The sequence below is a fragment of the Pseudomonas sp. KNUC1026 genome, assembly GCF_021650705.1.
Taxonomy (GTDB): Bacteria; Pseudomonadota; Gammaproteobacteria; order Pseudomonadales; family Pseudomonadaceae; genus Aquipseudomonas.
In genome coordinates this window covers 4,942,328-4,958,435 of sequence record NZ_CP087138.1, presented here as the reverse complement: position 1 = coordinate 4,958,435, position 16,108 = coordinate 4,942,328, and the positions used below count along the sequence as shown (strand labels likewise).

The 16,108-nt window shown below is 63.8% G+C and carries 19 protein-coding genes and 2 pseudogenes; 14 read left to right on the top strand and 7 right to left on the bottom strand.

The features are described from left to right. Positions 1-17: 17 nt before the first annotated feature. From pyrR to LN139_RS23370, 3 genes and pseudogenes are all read left to right on the top strand, one after another. Positions 18-531, top strand: a pseudogene (gene pyrR / locus LN139_RS23380) (bifunctional pyr operon transcriptional regulator/uracil phosphoribosyltransferase PyrR). A gap of 10 nt (positions 532-541) precedes the next feature. Beyond that, complete coding sequence (locus LN139_RS23375; protein WP_236357371.1) at positions 542-1,546, top strand: aspartate carbamoyltransferase catalytic subunit; 1,005 nt, start codon at positions 542-544, stop codon at positions 1,544-1,546. Then, positions 1,543-2,805 (top strand): dihydroorotase, encoded by a 1,263-nt coding sequence (locus LN139_RS23370; protein WP_236357368.1) that lies wholly within the window; start codon positions 1,543-1,545, stop codon positions 2,803-2,805. The genes LN139_RS23375 and LN139_RS23370 overlap by 4 nt, the downstream gene beginning before the upstream one ends. Before the next feature lie 36 nt (positions 2,806-2,841). On the opposite strand, the gene LN139_RS23365 is transcribed toward LN139_RS23370, so the two are convergent. After that, complete coding sequence (locus tag LN139_RS23365; protein WP_236357366.1) at positions 2,842-3,255, bottom strand: NINE protein; 414 nt, start codon at positions 3,253-3,255, stop codon at positions 2,842-2,844. A gap of 248 nt (positions 3,256-3,503) precedes the next feature. On the opposite strand from LN139_RS23365, the gene LN139_RS23360 reads away from it, so the two are divergent. Continuing rightward, positions 3,504-4,226, top strand: a complete 723-nt coding sequence (locus LN139_RS23360) for a C40 family peptidase (protein WP_236357364.1) — start codon at positions 3,504-3,506, stop codon at positions 4,224-4,226. Between the two features lie 61 nt (positions 4,227-4,287). On the opposite strand, the gene LN139_RS23355 is transcribed toward LN139_RS23360, so the two are convergent. Beyond that, a complete protein-coding gene (locus LN139_RS23355; protein ID WP_236357362.1) occupies positions 4,288-5,322 on the bottom strand; it encodes a type IV pilus twitching motility protein PilT in 1,035 nt (344 codons plus the stop codon). A 64-nt stretch (positions 5,323-5,386) separates the two neighbouring features. Here LN139_RS23355 and LN139_RS23350 point away from each other — a divergent pair, with 64 nt between their 5' ends. From LN139_RS23350 to LN139_RS23310, 9 genes and pseudogenes are all read left to right on the top strand, one after another. Then, positions 5,387-6,076: a YggS family pyridoxal phosphate-dependent enzyme gene (locus LN139_RS23350; protein ID WP_236357360.1), complete on the top strand. Its 690-nt coding sequence runs from the start codon at positions 5,387-5,389 to the stop codon at positions 6,074-6,076. 31 nt (positions 6,077-6,107) lie between these two features. Beyond that, on the top strand, positions 6,108-6,926 hold the full coding sequence (gene proC / locus LN139_RS23345; RefSeq protein WP_236357358.1) for a pyrroline-5-carboxylate reductase: 819 nt from the start codon (positions 6,108-6,110) through the stop codon (positions 6,924-6,926). A 10-nt stretch (positions 6,927-6,936) separates the two neighbouring features. Beyond that, positions 6,937-7,527: a YggT family protein gene (locus LN139_RS23340; RefSeq protein WP_236357356.1), complete on the top strand. Its 591-nt coding sequence runs from the start codon at positions 6,937-6,939 to the stop codon at positions 7,525-7,527. Between the two features lie 2 nt (positions 7,528-7,529). Beyond that, the gene (locus LN139_RS23335; RefSeq protein ID WP_236357354.1) at positions 7,530-8,000 is read left to right on the top strand and encodes an RNA methyltransferase; all 471 of its coding nucleotides are present in this window, start codon (positions 7,530-7,532) and stop codon (positions 7,998-8,000) included. An 87-nt stretch (positions 8,001-8,087) separates the two neighbouring features. Continuing rightward, positions 8,088-9,227: a homoserine O-succinyltransferase MetX gene (gene metX / locus LN139_RS23330; protein WP_236357351.1), complete on the top strand. Its 1,140-nt coding sequence runs from the start codon at positions 8,088-8,090 to the stop codon at positions 9,225-9,227. Positions 9,228-9,234: 7 nt separating this feature from the next. Further along, complete coding sequence (gene metW, locus LN139_RS23325) at positions 9,235-9,855, top strand: methionine biosynthesis protein MetW (protein WP_236357349.1); 621 nt, start codon at positions 9,235-9,237, stop codon at positions 9,853-9,855. A gap of 24 nt (positions 9,856-9,879) precedes the next feature. Beyond that, positions 9,880-10,473 carry an RdgB/HAM1 family non-canonical purine NTP pyrophosphatase gene (gene rdgB / locus LN139_RS23320; protein ID WP_236357347.1) on the top strand — a complete coding sequence of 198 codons (594 nt, stop codon included), beginning with the start codon at positions 9,880-9,882 and terminating at the stop codon, positions 10,471-10,473. Beyond that, positions 10,470-11,625 (top strand): annotated as a pseudogene (hemW, locus tag LN139_RS23315) (radical SAM family heme chaperone HemW). Before rdgB ends, hemW begins: the two are co-directional and overlap by 4 nt. 9 nt (positions 11,626-11,634) lie before the next feature. Then, entirely contained in the window at positions 11,635-11,958 is a 324-nt protein-coding gene (locus LN139_RS23310) for a DUF3392 domain-containing protein (RefSeq protein ID WP_236357345.1), read from the top strand. Positions 11,959-12,075: 117 nt separating this feature from the next. Here LN139_RS23310 and trmB read toward each other — a convergent pair whose 3' ends face one another. The 4 genes from trmB to LN139_RS23290 all read right to left on the bottom strand — a co-directional run bounded on the left by trmB (position 12,076) and on the right by LN139_RS23290 (position 14,305). Next, on the bottom strand, positions 12,076-12,795 hold the full coding sequence (trmB, locus tag LN139_RS23305; RefSeq protein ID WP_236357343.1) for a tRNA (guanosine(46)-N7)-methyltransferase TrmB: 720 nt from the start codon (positions 12,793-12,795) through the stop codon (positions 12,076-12,078). A 9-nt stretch (positions 12,796-12,804) separates the two neighbouring features. Beyond that, positions 12,805-13,599: a thiazole synthase gene (locus LN139_RS23300; RefSeq protein WP_236357341.1), complete on the bottom strand. Its 795-nt coding sequence runs from the start codon at positions 13,597-13,599 to the stop codon at positions 12,805-12,807. Positions 13,600-13,648: 49 nt separating this feature from the next. Next, a complete protein-coding gene (thiS, locus tag LN139_RS23295; protein WP_236357339.1) occupies positions 13,649-13,849 on the bottom strand; it encodes a sulfur carrier protein ThiS in 201 nt (66 codons plus the stop codon). Between the two features lie 84 nt (positions 13,850-13,933). Continuing rightward, positions 13,934-14,305, bottom strand: a complete 372-nt coding sequence (locus LN139_RS23290) for a DUF423 domain-containing protein (protein WP_236357337.1) — start codon at positions 14,303-14,305, stop codon at positions 13,934-13,936. Positions 14,306-14,376: 71 nt separating this feature from the next. Here LN139_RS23290 and mtgA point away from each other — a divergent pair, with 71 nt between their 5' ends. Then, positions 14,377-15,096, top strand: coding sequence for a monofunctional biosynthetic peptidoglycan transglycosylase (gene mtgA, locus LN139_RS23285; RefSeq protein WP_236357335.1), 720 nt, complete (start codon positions 14,377-14,379; stop codon positions 15,094-15,096). 61 nt (positions 15,097-15,157) lie between these two features. Here the strand turns inward: mtgA and rpoH are convergent, their stop codons facing one another. Further along, positions 15,158-16,012 carry an RNA polymerase sigma factor RpoH gene (gene rpoH, locus LN139_RS23280; protein WP_236357333.1) on the bottom strand — a complete coding sequence of 285 codons (855 nt, stop codon included), beginning with the start codon at positions 16,010-16,012 and terminating at the stop codon, positions 15,158-15,160. Between the last annotated feature and the right edge of the window lie 96 nt (positions 16,013-16,108).

Below are 16,108 nucleotides of genomic sequence, written 5' to 3'. Positions count from 1 at the left end.
CACTCATCGAGGACGCCATGACCCTACCCGACCCCGCCGCGCTGATCCGCCAGATGGCACAGGACCTGCCTGCGTACCTTGCCCGCAAGGGTATCGAGCAGCCGCGCTTCATCGGCATCCACACCGGCGGCGTCTGGGTCGCCCAGGCCTTGCTGGCGGCCATGGGCAGCCAGGCCGAGCTGGGCACGCTCGACGTGTCCTTCTACCGTGATGACTTCAGCCAGAGCGGCCTGCACCCCAGGTGCGGCCTTCCGCTTTGCCGTTCGAGATCGAAGGCCAGCATCTGGTGCTGATCGACGACGTGCTCATGAGCGGGCGCACCGTGCGCGCCGCGCTCAACGAGCTGTTCGATTACGGCCGCCCGGCCAGCGTGACGCTGGTGTGCCTGCTCGACCTCGACGACGCTCAGTTGCCGATCCGCCCGCATGTGGTGGGCGCCACCCTGTCGCTGCAAGCCCATGAACGGGTAAATTGCTCGGCCCCTCGCCGCTCGCCCTCGAGCGCCAGGCCCTCACTGCCTCCAGCCTTTAAGAGTCCCGCGATGACGCCATTCGACGCCAAGCGCCCGCTGCAGCTCAACGACCAGGGCCAACTGCGCCACTTCCTTTCGCTCGACGGGTTGCCCCGCGAACTGCTCACCGAAATTCTCGACACCGCCGACTCCTTCCTCGAAGTCGGCGCGCGAGCGGTGAAAAAGGTGCCGCTGCTGCGCGGCAAAACCGTGTGCAACGTGTTCTTCGAAAACTCGACGCGCACCCGCACCACCTTCGAGCTGGCCGCCCAGCGGCTGTCGGCCGACGTGATCAGCCTGAACGTCTCCACCTCCTCCACCAGCAAGGGCGAAACCCTGTTCGACACTTTGCGCAACCTGGAGGCGATGGCCGCAGACATGTTCGTGGTACGCCACGCCGACTCGGGCGCCGCGCACTTCATCGCCGAACACGTGTGCCCGCAGGTGGCGGTCATCAACGGCGGCGACGGGCGCCACGCGCACCCGACCCAGGGCATGCTCGACATGCTGACCATTCGCCGGCACAAGGGCGATTTCAAGAATCTGTCGGTGGCTATCGTCGGCGACATCCTGCACTCGCGCGTGGCGCGCTCGAACATGCTGGCGCTCAAGGCGCTGGGCTGCCCCGATATCCGCGTGATCGGCCCGCGCACCCTGCTGCCGGTGGGTGTGGAGCAGTATGGCGTTAAGGTCTACACCGACCTGGCGCAAGGTTTGAAGGACGTGGACGTGGTGATCATGCTGCGCCTGCAACGCGAGCGCATGGCAGGCGGGCTGCTGCCGAGCGAAGGCGAGTTCTATCGCCTGTTCGGCCTCACCACCCAGCGCCTTGCACTGGCCAAGCCTGATGCCATCGTGATGCATCCCGGCCCGATCAACCGCGGCGTGGAGATCGAGTCGGCCGTGGCCGACGGCGCCCACTCCGTGATCCTCAATCAAGTCACCTACGGCATCGCCGTACGCATGGCCGTGCTGTCCATGACCATGGGCGGTCAGGCCGCGCAGCGCCAGCTCGAACAGGAGAACGCCCAGTGAACCTCAGCATTCTGGGCGCACGCCTGATCAGCCAGGCTGACAACCTGGACACCGTCGCCGACCTGCACATCGAAGGCGGCAAGCTGCTGGCGATTGGCGTGGCTCCCGCCGGTTTCACCGCGCACGAGCGCCTCGACGCCCAAGGGTTGGTCGCTGCGCCAGGCCTCGTCGACCTCTCGGTCAGCCTTCGCGAGCCCGGCTATACCCGCAAGGGCTCGATCGCCAGCGAAACCCGCGCGGCGGCAGCCGGTGGCGTCACCAGCCTGTGCTGCCCACCGCAAACCCGGCCGGTGCTCGACACCACCGCCGTGGCCGAACTGATCCTCGACCGCGCAGCGGCCGCAGGGCACTGCAAGGTGTACCCCATCGGCGCGCTGAGCAAAGGCCTGGACGGCGAGCAACTGGCCGAGCTGGTCGGGCTGCGTGACGTCGGCTGCGTGGCCTTCGGCAACGGCCTGAAGTCCTTCCCGAACAACCGAACGCTGCTGCGCGCGCTGGAGTACGCGGCTACCTTCGACCTGGCCGTGGTGTTCCACTCCCAAGACCCGGACCTGGCTGCCGGCGGCCTGGCCCATGAAGGCCCGACCGCCAGCTTCCTGGGCCTGCCAGGCATCCCGGAAACCGCCGAAACCGTGGCGCTGGCGCGCAACCTGTTGCTGGTGGAGCAGAGCGGCGTGCGCGCCCACTTCACTCAGGTCACCAGCGCCCGTGGCGTTGAGCTGATCGCACAGGCGCAGGCCCGAGGCTTGCCGGTCACCGCCGATGTGGCGATGTACCAGTTGATCCTCACCGACGAGGCGCTGACGGGCTTCTCGAGCCTGTATCACGTGCAACCGCCACTGCGCACCCTGGCCGATCGCCAGGCGCTGCGTGAGGGCATCAAGGCCGGCGTGATCAGCGCCATCGCAAGCCATCACCAACCACACGAGCGCGACGCCAAGAATGCCCCGTTCGGGCAGACTGAACCTGGCATCAGCAGTGTTGAACTCTTGCTTCCTTTGGCGATGACATTGGTACAGGACGGCCTGCTCGACCTGCCTACCCTGCTCGATCGCTTGAGCTTCGGGCCTGCGAAGGCCCTGGGCCTGCCGGCAGGGCGGCTGGCGGTGGGAGGCGCGGCCGACCTGGTGCTGTTCGACCCTGAAGCCTCTACGGTCGCTGGCCAGGGCTGGCTGTCCAAGGGTGAGAACTGCCCGTTCCTGGGCCACTGCCTGCCTGGGGCGGTGCGCCACACGCTGGTGGATGGGCGCGTGATCTGAAGCAACTCGCGGCCAGCGACAGCGCTGGCCGCGCCTTCAATTGCCTGCGTTTTTCACAGAGATCTGGTCATTGAGTGTCCAGAAGTCATAGAGCACACCCAGGAAGAACAAGCCGCCCGTCAGCAGGTAGATGAGCCCCGACAGCCATTTGCCTTGATAGAAGCGGTGCACGCCGAATATGCCGAGGAAGGTCAGCAGCAGCCACGCCAGGTTGTAGTCGATGCGCCCGGAACGGAAGCGCAGGTCGGCCTGAGCGTCCATCGACGGGATGAGAAACAGATCGATCAGCCAACCGATGCCCAGCAACCCCAGTGTAAAGAACCAGATTGTGCCGGTGACCGGCTTGCCATAGTAGAAACGGTGCGCCCCAGTGAAGCCGAAAATCCATAGCAGGTAGCCCAGCACCTTGCTGTGAGTGTCATGGAAAGGGGCGTTTTGATAGCCATTCATGTGGGTACCGTTGGTCGCTGATAATTAAATTTTCTATTCAGGTATGTGACTTTTCTCAATCGGCCCGACAAGTGGTCACCGGACGGACACATAACCGTAACTCCCGGAAACAGAGGGCTCAAGCGGATCTTTACGACAGAATTTGCCGCCGCCAGTTCGAAACGACACAAAACCGGATCGACCAGCGGGGGGAAAACGACAAAAAAAGCTGTTATAAGATTGCGCGTCCATTCACTGAGCCTCGCCTAATGCGTCCATTCATCAAGACATGGCTGACTCTTTGCCTATTGTTGCCACTGGCTGCTCACGCCACCACCCGTGAGCAAAGACTTCCCGGCGGGTTCTCGGGCCACACCGCTCGCACCGAGACCACGCAAGCCAGCAAGACCGAAAACACGCCTACCCGCCAGCACACTCCACAGCTCGCACAGGCCGTCACCAAGGCCGACCCACGCAAGCGTGGCAGCCGTGTCGCCGACAACAGCAAACGTGCCAAGGGCGGCAAAGCTGTACCCGCTGTCGCCAAAGCCCAGACCAAACAGAGCAGCCAGGTCGTTGCCCGCGCGGTCGACGCCCTCGGCACCCCCTATCGCTGGGGCGGCAACACGCCTGGCAAGGGCCTGGATTGCAGTGGGCTGGTCAAGTACGCGTTCAACGACGTGAAATCGGTGAACCTGCCCCGCACTTCGCGCGATATGGCTTCCGGCCATGGCATTGAAGTGCCGCGCAAAGACCTCAAGCCCGGCGACCTGATCTTCTTCAAAACCCGCGGCCGCCAGGTCAACCATGTGGCCATCTACATGGGCGACAACCAGTTCATCCATGCACCCAGCCGTGGCAAGGCCGTCACCATCGACAGCCTGAACAAGCCCTACTGGAACGAGCATTTCGCCGTCGCCAAGCGCGTGCTCAAGCCGCAGCCACAAACTCAGCTGCGCCTGGCGAGCAACGATACGCGCCACCCGCGCTGATCGCTCTCCATGCAAAAGGCCCGCAACTGCGGGCCTTTTTCGTTTCCAAGCCAATGGCCGGTCAGAAGTTGTCCGGGATCTTGGCCTTCTCACGCGCGCTCTCGCGGCTGATCACCCCACGCGCCAGCAGCTCCTTCAGGCACATGTCCAGCGTCTGCATGCCGATCTGCCCGCCGGTCTGGATCGCCGAATACATCTGCGCCACTTTGTCTTCGCGGATCAGGTTACGGATCGCAGGGGTGCCGATCATGATTTCATGGGCCGCCACTCGGCCTCCGCCGATCTTGCGCAGCAGGGTTTGCGAAATCACCGCCTGCAGCGACTCCGAAAGCATCGAGCGAACCATGGACTTTTCCTCGGCCGGGAATACATCCACCACGCGGTCGATGGTCTTGGCAGCCGAGGTGGTGTGCAAGGTGCCAAACACCAGGTGCCCGGTTTCGGCAGCGGTCAGCGCCAGGCGGATGGTTTCCAGATCGCGCATCTCGCCGACCAGGATCACGTCCGGGTCTTCACGCAAGGCCGAGCGTAGCGCCGGGGCGAAGCCGAGGGTATCGCGATGCACTTCGCGCTGGTTGACCAGGCACTTCTTGGACTCGTGAACGAACTCGATCGGGTCTTCGATGGTGAGGATGTGATGGTGCTTGTTGCTGTTGAGGTAGTCGATGATCGCCGCCAGGGTGGTGGACTTGCCCGAACCGGTAGGCCCGGTCACCAGCACCAGCCCACGGGGCACCTCGGCAATACGCCGAAACACATCCCCCATGTTCAAGTCTTCCATGCTCAGCACTTTCGACGGGATGGTGCGGAACACGGCGCCCGCACCGCGGTTCTGATTGAACGCATTGACCCGGAAACGCGCCACACCTGGCACTTCGAAGGAGAAGTCGGTCTCCATGAACTCTTCGAAATCCTGGCGCTGCTTGTCGTTCATGATGTCGTAGATCAGCTCCTGCACTTGCTTGTCTTCAAGGGCAGGCAGGTTGATCCGGCGTACATCGCCGTCCACGCGAATCATTGGCGGCAACCCCGACGACAGGTGCAGGTCGGAAGCGCCTTGCTTGGCGCTGAAGGCCAACAGTTCGGTAATGTCCATGAGACTCCCCAAATACGGACAAGCAGGTAGAATGCCGCAGACCCAAGAGCCGCTGGCGCAAGTTATGTCCACGATAGCAGACAACGTTTCATCGGTAAGCGCCCGTATTCAGGCAGCTGCGGTGGCAGCCGGCCGCGGTGCCGGCGAAGTCGGCCTGCTGGCGGTGAGCAAGACCAAACCTGCCCAGGCGATCCGTGAGGTGTACGCCGCCGGCGTTGTCGATGTCGGCGAGAACTACCTGCAAGAGGCCTTGGCCAAGCAGGCAGAGCTCACTGACTTGCCCTTGATCTGGCATTTCATCGGCCCCATTCAGTCGAACAAGACCAAAGCCATCGCCGAGCATTTCGATTGGGTGCATTCCGTAGACCGCCTCAAGATCGCACAGCGCCTGAGCGAGCAACGCCCGGCCACGCTGGCGCCCTTGAATATCTGCCTGCAGGTGAACATCAGCGGCGAGGCCAGCAAAGCTGGCTGCACACCGCAGGAACTGCCCGCGCTCGTAGCCGCCGTAGCGGCGCTGCCGAACCTGCGCCTGCGCGGGTTGATGGCCATTCCCGAACCCACGGAGGCGCGCGCCGAGCAAGACGCGGCCTTCGCTCAGGTGCAGGCATTGCTGCAACAACCTGGCCTGGACCTGCACACCCTTTCGATGGGCATGAGCCACGACCTGGAAGCTGCCGTGGCCCACGGCGCGACCTGGGTTCGCATCGGCACCGCCCTGTTCGGCGCGCGCGACTATGGCTCACAGCCTTGATGCCGCGCCCTTCATGCACAAGGATCTCCCCATGACCACTCCCCGCATCGCCTTCATCGGCGCCGGCAACATGGCCGCCAGCCTGATCGGCGGAATGCGCGCCAAAGGCGTGCCCGCCTCACACGTCTGCGCCAGCGCGCCCAGCCAGCCGACACGTGACCGCCTGGCCGCCGAGTACGGCATCGCCATGCACGCCGACAACGCCAAGGCTGCCGAAGGCGCCGACGTCATCGTGCTGTCGATCAAGCCGCAGATGATGAAAAGCGTCTGCCAGGCACTGCAACCTTCGCTCAAGCCCGGCCAGTTGATCGTTTCGGTGGCCGCAGGCATCACCTGCCAGAGCCTTGCCAACTGGCTGGGCGAGCGCCCTGTCGTGCGCTGCATGCCCAATACGCCATCGCTGCTTGGCGAAGGTGCCAGCGGGCTCTATGCCAATGGCTCGGTGAGCCAGGAGCAACGCGATCAGGCCGAGCAGCTGCTCGGGGCTGTGGGCCTTGCGGTATGGGTCGACACCGAGGCGCAGATGGACGCGGTAACCGCTGTCTCTGGCAGCGGCCCGGCCTATTTCTTCCTGCTCATCGAGGCGATGACCGCCGCCGGTGAACGACTTGGCCTGCCCCATGCCACTGCTGCGCGCCTGGCAGAGCAAACCGCGCTGGGCGCCGCGCGCATGGCCGTTGGCAGTGACGTGGACGCCGCCGAATTGCGCCGCCGGGTGGCTTCACCGGCCGGCACCACGGAAGCGGCAATCAAGACATTCCAGGCCGAGGGTTTCGAGGCGCTGGTGAACAAGGCACTGGGCGCCGCTGCGGCGCGCTCGGTGGAACTGGCTGAACAGTTGGGCAAGTGAGGATTTGCATATGACGGCTTTGAACGGCGCTGCCGTGTTCGTGATCCAGGTATTCGGCGGCCTCTACCTGCTGCTGGTGCTGCTGCGCTTCATCCTGCAACTGGTGCGGGCTGACTTCTACAACCCGCTGAGCCAGGTGGCGGTACGCGCCACTCAGCCGCTGCTGCGGCCGCTGCGCAAAGTGATCCCCAGCATCGGCGGGCTGGACACCGCCTCGCTGCTGCTGGCGATCCTGGTGCAACTGCTGGTGATGGCGCTCACCTTGCTGCTGGCCTACGGCGTCACCGGCACCCCTGTGCAGATGCTGATCTGGGCCATCATCGGTGTCACCTCGCTGTTCCTGAAGGTGTTCTTCTTCGCCATGATCCTGATGGTGATCGTCAGCTGGGTGGCGCCCAACAGCCATAACCCGGCTGCGGAACTGGCCAACCAGATCTGCGAGCCGTTGCTGGCGCCGATCCGCCGCATCATGCCGACCATGGGCGGCCTGGATCTCTCGCCGCTGGTGGCCTTCGTGCTGATCCAGCTGCTGAGCACCTACCTGATCGGTGCGCTGGCCGACGCCACGCTGATGCCTGACATCATCTCCCGGCTGATCTGAGCGTGGTGAACAAGCGCTATGCCTGCGTCGGGCTGTTCAACCCCAAGTCCCCGGAGAACGTCGGCTCGGTGATGCGCGCCGCCGGCTGCTTCGGGGTCAGCTCGGTGTTCTACACCGGCAAACGCTACGAACGCTCGAAAGACTTCGTCACTGATACCAAGCGAGTGCACTACGACATCCCGCTGATCGGCGTAGAAGACCTGCAGGCAATCATCCCGTTGGGCTGCACGCCGGTGGCGGTGGAGTTGGTGGACGGCGCCCGCGACCTGACCACCTATACCCACCCCGACCGCGCGCTGTACATCTTCGGCCCCGAAGACGGCACCCTGAGCCCGGAGGTGCGGGCCTGGTGCGAGGAGACGGTCTACATTCCAACCAACGGCTGCATGAACCTCGCGGCAACGGTCAATGTGTTGCTTTATGACCGTATGGCCAAGGGCCTGAATACCCGTTCGGGCCCGAAATTCAAATAACCGGCCTGGCAGGCACCTGAGCCTGCCACTGGTACAAACCTCGCCCAATCCTTAGACTTGTGCCTCATTCACCCGAGAGCAGGCCAGATGTCCAAGGTCTTCGCCGACGACTCCGTCGGCCTTGTCACTCCCCAGACCGCCCATTTCCATGAGCCGCTGCCACTGGCCTGCGGGCGCGCCCTCGCTGCGTACGAGTTGATGTACGAAACCTACGGCACGCTCAACGCCGAGGCCAGCAACGCTGTGTTGATCTGCCACGCACTGTCGGGCCATCACCATGCAGCGGGCTACCACAGCGAGAGCGACCGCAAGCCGGGCTGGTGGGACAGCTGCATCGGCCCCGGCAAGCCGATCGACACCAACCGGTTCTTCGTGGTCTCGCTGAACAACCTGGGCGGCTGCAATGGCTCCACCGGCCCGAGCAGCATCGACCCGGAAACCGGCAAGCCCTGGGGCGCTCAGTTTCCGGTGGTCACCGTGGAAGACTGGGTACACAGCCAGGCCCGTCTGGCTGACCGCCTGGGCATCGAGGTATGGGCGGCCGTGGTCGGCGGCAGCCTGGGTGGCATGCAGGCACTGCAATGGTCACTCACCTACCCCGAGCGCCTGCGCCACTGCGTGGCCATCGCCTCGGCGCCCAAGCTTTCGGCGCAGAACATCGCCTTCAATGAGGTCGCGCGGCAGGCGATTCTTTCAGACCCCGAGTTCCATGGCGGTGACTTCCAGGCGCAGGGCGTGATTCCCAAACGCGGGCTGATGCTGGCGCGGATGGTCGGCCACATCACGTATCTTTCCGATGACTCGATGGGCGAGAAATTCGGCCGCGGGCTCAAGAACGAAAAACTCAACTACGACTTCCACAATGTGGAATTCCAGGTCGAAAGCTACCTGCGCTACCAGGGCGAGGAGTTCTCAGGGCGTTTCGACGCCAACACCTACCTGGTGATGACCAAAGCCCTGGATTACTTCGACCCCGCTGCCGCCCACGGCGACGACCTCGCCAAAACCTTCGAAAGCGTGAAAGCCGACTTCTGCGTGATGTCGTTCACCACCGACTGGCGCTTCTCGCCAGCCCGCTCGCGTGAGCTGGTCGATGCGCTGATGGCTGCGCGCAAGAACGTCTGCTACCTGGAAATCGACGCGCCCCAGGGCCACGACGCTTTCCTGATCCCGGTGCCGCGCTATCTGCAGGCGTTTTCCAGCTACATGAACCGTATTGAGCTTTGAGGGCCCCATGAGAGCCGATCTGGACATCATCCAGGAATGGATCCCCACCGGCAGCCGGGTACTCGACCTGGGTTGCGGTAACGGTGAACTGCTCGCCTGGCTGCGCGACCACAAGGGCGTGGGCGGCTATGGCCTGGAGATCGACCCTGACAACATCAATGCCTGTGTAGGCAAAGGTGTGAACGTCATCGAGCAGGACCTGGACAAGGGCCTGGGCAACTTCGCCAGCAACAGCTTCGACGTGGTGGTGATGACCCAGGCATTGCAGGCGGTGACCTACCCCGACCGCATTCTCGACGAGATGCTGCGGGTCGGCCGCCAGTGCATCATCACCTTCCCCAACTTCGGCCACTGGCGCTGCCGCGCCTACCTTGCGACCAAAGGCAAGATGCCCGTCTCGGACTTCATGCCCTACACCTGGTACAACACGCCGAACATCCACTTCTGCACCTTCAAGGATTTCGAGGCCCTGTGCCGCGAGCGCCGCGCTCAGGTGCTGGACCGCCTGGCGGTGGATAACCAGCACCGGCACAACCTGGGCAGCAGGCTGTGGCCCAACCTGCTGGGCGAAATCGGCATCTACCGGGTCAGCAGCCCCGGCCTTTCGGAACATAAAGTGGCGGTGTGAGCCGCCGCCCATGAGGTTTTTGCAATGAACATTCCCGAACTGGTCCTGGCCAGCCACAACGCCGGCAAGCTCAAGGAGCTGCAGGCTATGCTCGGCAGCAGCGTGCAGCTGCGCTCGGTAGGCGAATTCAGCCAGGTGGAGCCCGAAGAAACAGGCCTCTCGTTCGTCGAGAACGCCATCCTCAAGGCGCGCAATGCCGCGCGCTTGTCGGGCCTTCCGGCGCTGGCCGACGACTCGGGGCTGGCAGTCGATTTTCTCGGCGGCGCGCCGGGCATCTATTCCGCGCGTTACGCCGATGGACAGGGCGATGCCGCCAACAACGCCAAGCTGTTGCAGGCACTGGCCGGAGTGCCGGAAGCCGAGCGCGGCGCGCAGTTCGTCTGCGTGCTTGCGTTGGTACGGCATGCCGACGACCCGCTGCCGATCCTTTGCGAAGGCCTGTGGCACGGCCGCATCCTTGAAGCTGCGCGCGGCGAACACGGCTTTGGCTACGACCCGCTGTTCTGGGTGCCGGAAGGCGAATGCTCCAGCGCCGAACTGCTGCCTGAGCAGAAGAACCGCCTGAGCCACCGCGCTCGCGCCATGGCCCTGCTGCGCGAGCGCCTGGGCCTGGCATGAGCGAGCTGACTCTCAGTGGCGCGCTGCCGCCGCTGTCGCTGTACGTGCACATTCCCTGGTGCGTGCGCAAATGCCCTTACTGCGACTTCAATTCCCACACGGCCAGCCCAGAGCTGCCCGAAGATGCCTACGTGAGCGCCCTGCTCAGTGACCTGGACCAGGACCTGCCCTACGCCCAAGGCCGCGAGCTTAACTCGATCTTTTTCGGTGGCGGCACGCCCAGCCTGTTCAGCGCGCAGGCCCTGGGCCGGCTGCTGGAAGGTGTGCAGGCGCGCATCCCGTTCGCCAGCGACATCGAAATCACCTGGAAGCCAACCCGGGCACGTTCGAGCAGGCCAAGTTCGTGGCCTATCGCAAGCTCGGCATTAACCGGTTGTCCATCGGCGTTCAGAGTTTCCAGCCGGCCAAGCTGGAGAAGCTTGGCCGTATCCATACCGGCGATGAGGCGCTGCGGGCTGCGGAGATGGCGCGCCGTGCCGGTTTCGACAACTTCAACCTCGACCTGATGCACGGGCTGCCCGACCAGAGCCTGGATGAGGCGCTCGACGATTTGCGCCAGGCCGTCGCGCTGGCGCCCACGCACCTGTCCTGGTACCAGCTCACGCTTGAGCCGAACACGGTGTTCTGGAACCAGCCTCCGCAACTGCCCGAGGACGACATCCTCTGGGATATCCAGGAAGCTGGCCAGGCTCTGTTGACGGCCGAAGGCTACGCGCAGTATGAAGTCTCTGCCTACGCCAAGCCCGGCAAGCAGGCACGGCATAACCTGAATTACTGGTCGTTCGGCGACTTCATCGGCATCGGCGCCGGCGCCCATGGCAAGCTCACGGGCCTCGATGGCAGCATTCGCCGCACCTGGAAAACCCGCCTGCCCAAGGATTACCTGAACCTGGCCAAGCCCTTCAAGGCCGGCGACAAGCCACTTCCCGCCGATGAGCTGCCGTTCGAATTCATGATGAACGCGCTGCGCCTCACAGAAGGCGTCGATGCCGGGCTGTTCGAAGCCCGTACCGGCCTGCCGCTGGTGAGCCTGGCCGATGCCTGCCGTGAGGCTGAACAAAAGGGACTGCTCAAGGTCGAACCGGCGCGCCTGGTGGCAACGCCCGGGGCCAGCTGTTCCTGAATGACCTTTTGCAGCTGTTCTTGAATTAAGGATTGCCCATGGACCTGATACTGGACCTGCTCGCGACGGTTTCCCGCTGGAGCCGCAGCAACCTTTCGGAAATTTCCCTGGCCTTGGTGGGCTGCGTGCTGGTGCTGTTCGGCGCGCAATTCAAAAGCTGGGTAGAGGGCCGGCTGGGCGGCTTCGCCGGGGCCCTGCGCGTGCCGGCCATGGCGCTGGTGTGCCTGGTGGGCAGTGGGCTTGCACTGGTGTACGCAACGCCCTGGGTGATCAAGGGGCTGTCGCAGTTCAACAACTACAGCCTGGCGCCGGTGTTGTTGGTGGTACTTGTGTTGATCGGGGTGGTCGCAGACCGCAACTGATGCACAGCTTCACCCCGAACTCCAAGCCCGGGATTGTGGGCGGCTCGCCGCGCGACGGCCCGTCGCCCGTTGCACGTCGCCCGTTGCACGTCGCCCGGCAAGCCGGCCTCCCACGAACTAGATTTTCTCGAACTTCAAGTCCCAGGTGCCATGCCCGAGCCGCTCCCCGCGGCGTTCGAACTTGGTCACCGGCCGCTCTTCAGGCCGGGGCACGCAGCCGCCATCAGCCGCCTGGTTGCGATAGCCGGGCGCGGCATTCATCACCTCCAGCATATACTCGGCATAAGGCTCCCAGTCGGTCGCCATGTGCAGCACGCCACCCACCTTCAATTTGCTGCGCACAAGCTCGGCGAACGCCGGCTGCACGATACGGCGCTTATGGTGGCGGCTCTTGTGCCAGGGGTCGGGGAAAAACAGCAGCAGGCGATCGAGGCTGTTGTCGGCCACGCACTGCTTGAGCACCTCGATAGCATCACAATCGTAGACGCGCACGTTGCTCAGGTTTTGCGTCAGCACTCCGTTTAGCACCGCGCCGACGCCTGGGCGGTGCACTTCGACGCCGATGAAATCCAGCTCCGGGGAGGCGGCAGCCATTTCCAGCAGGGAATGGCCCATGCCGAAGCCGATCTCGAAGGTACGCGGCGCGGTGCGGCCGAACACCTGGTCGAAGTCGGTCAGGCCGGCATCCAGCGGCAGGATGAAGCGGGGGCCGCCGATGTCCAGCCCACGTTGCTGGCCTTCGGTCATGCGGCCGGAGCGCATCACGAAGCTTTTGATCGCGCGGCGGTGCGGCTGGTCAGCACCGGCCTCGGCCGGCGGTTGGTGCGAATCGGTCATCTTGCGCTCTTACTTGATCAGGCCGTCCAGCGGCGAGGACGCGCTGGCGTAGAGTTTCTTGGGCATGCGGCCGGCCAACCAGGCCAGGCGGCCGGCGATGATGGCGTGCTTCATGGCTTCGGCCATCTGCACCGGGTTCTGCGCGTGGGCGATGGCCGAGTTCATCAGCACTGCCTCACAACCCAGTTCCATGGCGATGGTCGCATCCGAAGCGGTGCCGACGCCGGCGTCCACCAGCACGGGCACCTTGGCTTCTTCGAGGATGATCTGCAGGTTGTACGGATTGCAGATGCCCAGGCCCGTGCCGATCAGGCCGGCCAGCGGCATCACCGCGCAGCAGCCCATCTCGCCCAGCTGGCGAGCGATGATCGGGTCGTCGCTGGTGTAGACCATCACGTCGAAACCGTCCTTGATCAGCACTTCAGCGGCCTTGAGGGTTTCGATCACGTTGGGGAACAGGGTTTTCTGGTCAGCCAGCACTTCGAGCTTGACCAGGTTGTGCCCATCGAGCAGCTCACGGGCCAGGCGGCAGGTGCGCACGGCTTCGGTGGCGTCGTAGCAGCCAGCGGTGTTGGGCAGGATGGTGTAGCGGCTGGGCGGCACCACGTCGAGCAGGTTCGGCTCGCCGGGGTTCTGGCCAATGTTGGTGCGGCGCACGGCCACGGTGACGATCTCGGCACCCGAGGCCTCGATGGCCAGGCGGGTTTCCTCCAGGTCACGGTATTTGCCGGTACCGACCAGCAGGCGTGACTGGAAAGTACGGCCCGCCACGGTAAAGGGCTTGTCGCTGCGAACGATGCTCATGGGGCATTCCTCGTTGTCTGGCGCGAAAAAGCGGTGGGCGGCGGCGCGCTCAGCCGCCACCGATCGCATGGACCACTTCGACCTGGTCGCCCTCGTTGAGCGCCGTGGCGGCATGCTGGCTACGCGGCACGATGTCGAGGTTAAGCTCCACCGCGACCCGCCGCCCAATCAGCTCCAGGTGCGCGAGCAGGGCCTCGACGGTCGCGCCATCGGGCAGTTCGAGGAGTTCACCATTGAGTTGAATGCGCATGCGGTGGCAGCCATCAGGTTCGTTTGGGGTTGGCATTCTACCCACAACTGCCTGCGCCACCAAGGTACGCCTGGGCCGTTCGTCTCAGCCCAGGCTCAGCGCGACCAGCCCCAGGCAGAGCCAGCCGGCCAGGAACATCAGCCCGCCTATAGGCGTGATGATGCCGAGCTTGCCGACGCCGGTCAGGGTCAGCAGGTAGAGGCTGCCGGAAAAGAGCACGATACCCAGCGTGAACAAGGCGCCTGCCCAACCCACTAACCGCCCAGGCAAGTGGCTCGCCAGTAGCGCTGTGCAAAACAGCGCCAGCGCGTGGATGAGCTGGTATTGGACACCGGTCTGGAAGATCGCGAGATATTCGGGCGTCAGCCGGTTTTTGAGGCCGTGAGCGGCGAAGGCGCCCAGCCCGACACCGGTGAAGCCGAAAAAGGCAGCCAGCATCAGGAAAATTTTCAGCATCACGCAGCTCCGTTTCCAATGGGGTTCGATCTGTATAATGGCCCGCTCTGAAGGCCGGGGCCAAGCTCATCATGCTGCGTGTGATCCTGCAACGCGTATTCAAGCTCATCAAATGGTTCGTGCTACTTAGCGTGGTGCTGGTACTGGTTATGCGCTGGGTGCCGCCTGTGGGCAGCGCACTGATGGTCGAGCGCAAAGTGCAGTCCTGGGTCAGCGGCGACCCCATCGACCTGCAGCGCAGCTGGCAGCCTTGGGAGCGGATTTCCGATGATTTGAAGATCGCAGTGATCGCCGGGGAAGATCAGAAGTTTTCCAGCCACTGGGGCTTCGACGTCGGCGCCATCCGCGCTGCCTTCGCTCACAACGAGCAGGGCGGTTCTATCCGTGGCGCCAGCACACTCAGCCAGCAGGTCGCGAAAAACCTGTTCCTGTGGTCAGGCCGCAGCTACCTGCGCAAGGGGCTGGAGGCCTGGTTCACCACCTTGATCGAGGTACTGTGGCCCAAGCAGCGGATCCTGGAGGTCTACCTCAACACGGTGGAGTGGGGTTCGGGCGTATTCGGTGCGCAGGCAGCGGCGCAGTATCACTTCGGGGTAACTGCGGCGAACCTGTCGCGGCAGCAGGCCAGCCAGCTAGCCGCCGTGCTGCCCAATCCGCGCAACTGGAGCGCCAGCAGGCCAAGCCCTTACGTGGCAAGGCGAGCGGCGTGGATCAGGCAGCAGATGGGCCAGTTGGGTGGCGACGAGTACCTGAAAACCCTGAACAGCAGCCGCGCCGCACCCTGGCGCTAGCGCAAAGCAAATCGCCCGGCACCACCTGCTGGTGGGCCGGGCGATCAGAACGTTGAGCGGATCAGGCCTCGATAGAGCCCTTGATCTTGTTCATCGCGTTCTTTTCCAACTGCCGGATGCGTTCCGCCGACACGTTGTACTTTTCCGCCAGCTCATGCAACGTGGCCTTTTCTTCAGCCAGCCAGCGCTGATAGAGGATGTCGCGGCTGCGCTCATCGAGCACCTGCAACGCCTGATGCAGGCTGGTATTGGCGCTGTCGCTCCAGTCAGCCTCTTCGAGCTGCCTGGCAGGGTCGTAGCGGTGGTCTTCCAGGTAGTTCGCAGGCGACTGGTATGCGCTGTCGTCGTCCGCCTCGGACGCCGGGTCGAACGCCATGTCCTGGCCCGTCAGCCGGCTTTCCATCTCGCGCACTTCGCGAGGCTCTACCCCAAGGCTCTCCGCTACGCGGTGAACTTCTTCGTTGTTCAACCACGCCAGGCGTTTCTTCTGGCTGCGCAGGTTGAAGAACAGCTTGCGCTGCGCCTTGGTAGTGGCAACCTTGACGATGCGCCAGTTACGCAGAATGAACTCGTGAATCTCCGCCTTGATCCAGTGCACGGCAAAGGACACCAGACGGACGTTCATCTCAGGGTTGAAGCGTTTCACAGCCTTCATCAGGCCAACGTTGCCCTCCTGGACCAGGTCAGCCTGTGCCAGGCCATAGCCCGAATAGCTACGGGCGATGTGCACCACAAAACGCAGGTGCGCCATCACCAGCTCACGAGCAGCGCTCAGATCCTGCTCGTAGAAAAGGCTCTCGGCCAGCTCGCGCTCCCGCTCAGGCGACAGCAGCGGGATGCTGTTGACCGTATGCACATAGGCCTCAAGGTTCGCACCCGGGACCAGCGCATATGCAGGTTGCAAGGATTGGGTCATGTAATGAACCTCCGAAACTCAGATTCGCGCTCCGAGGAGCGCCGACCAATAAGACCGGGAACCTAAAACCAAGTTCCTTGATGAAGAACGGCCTTT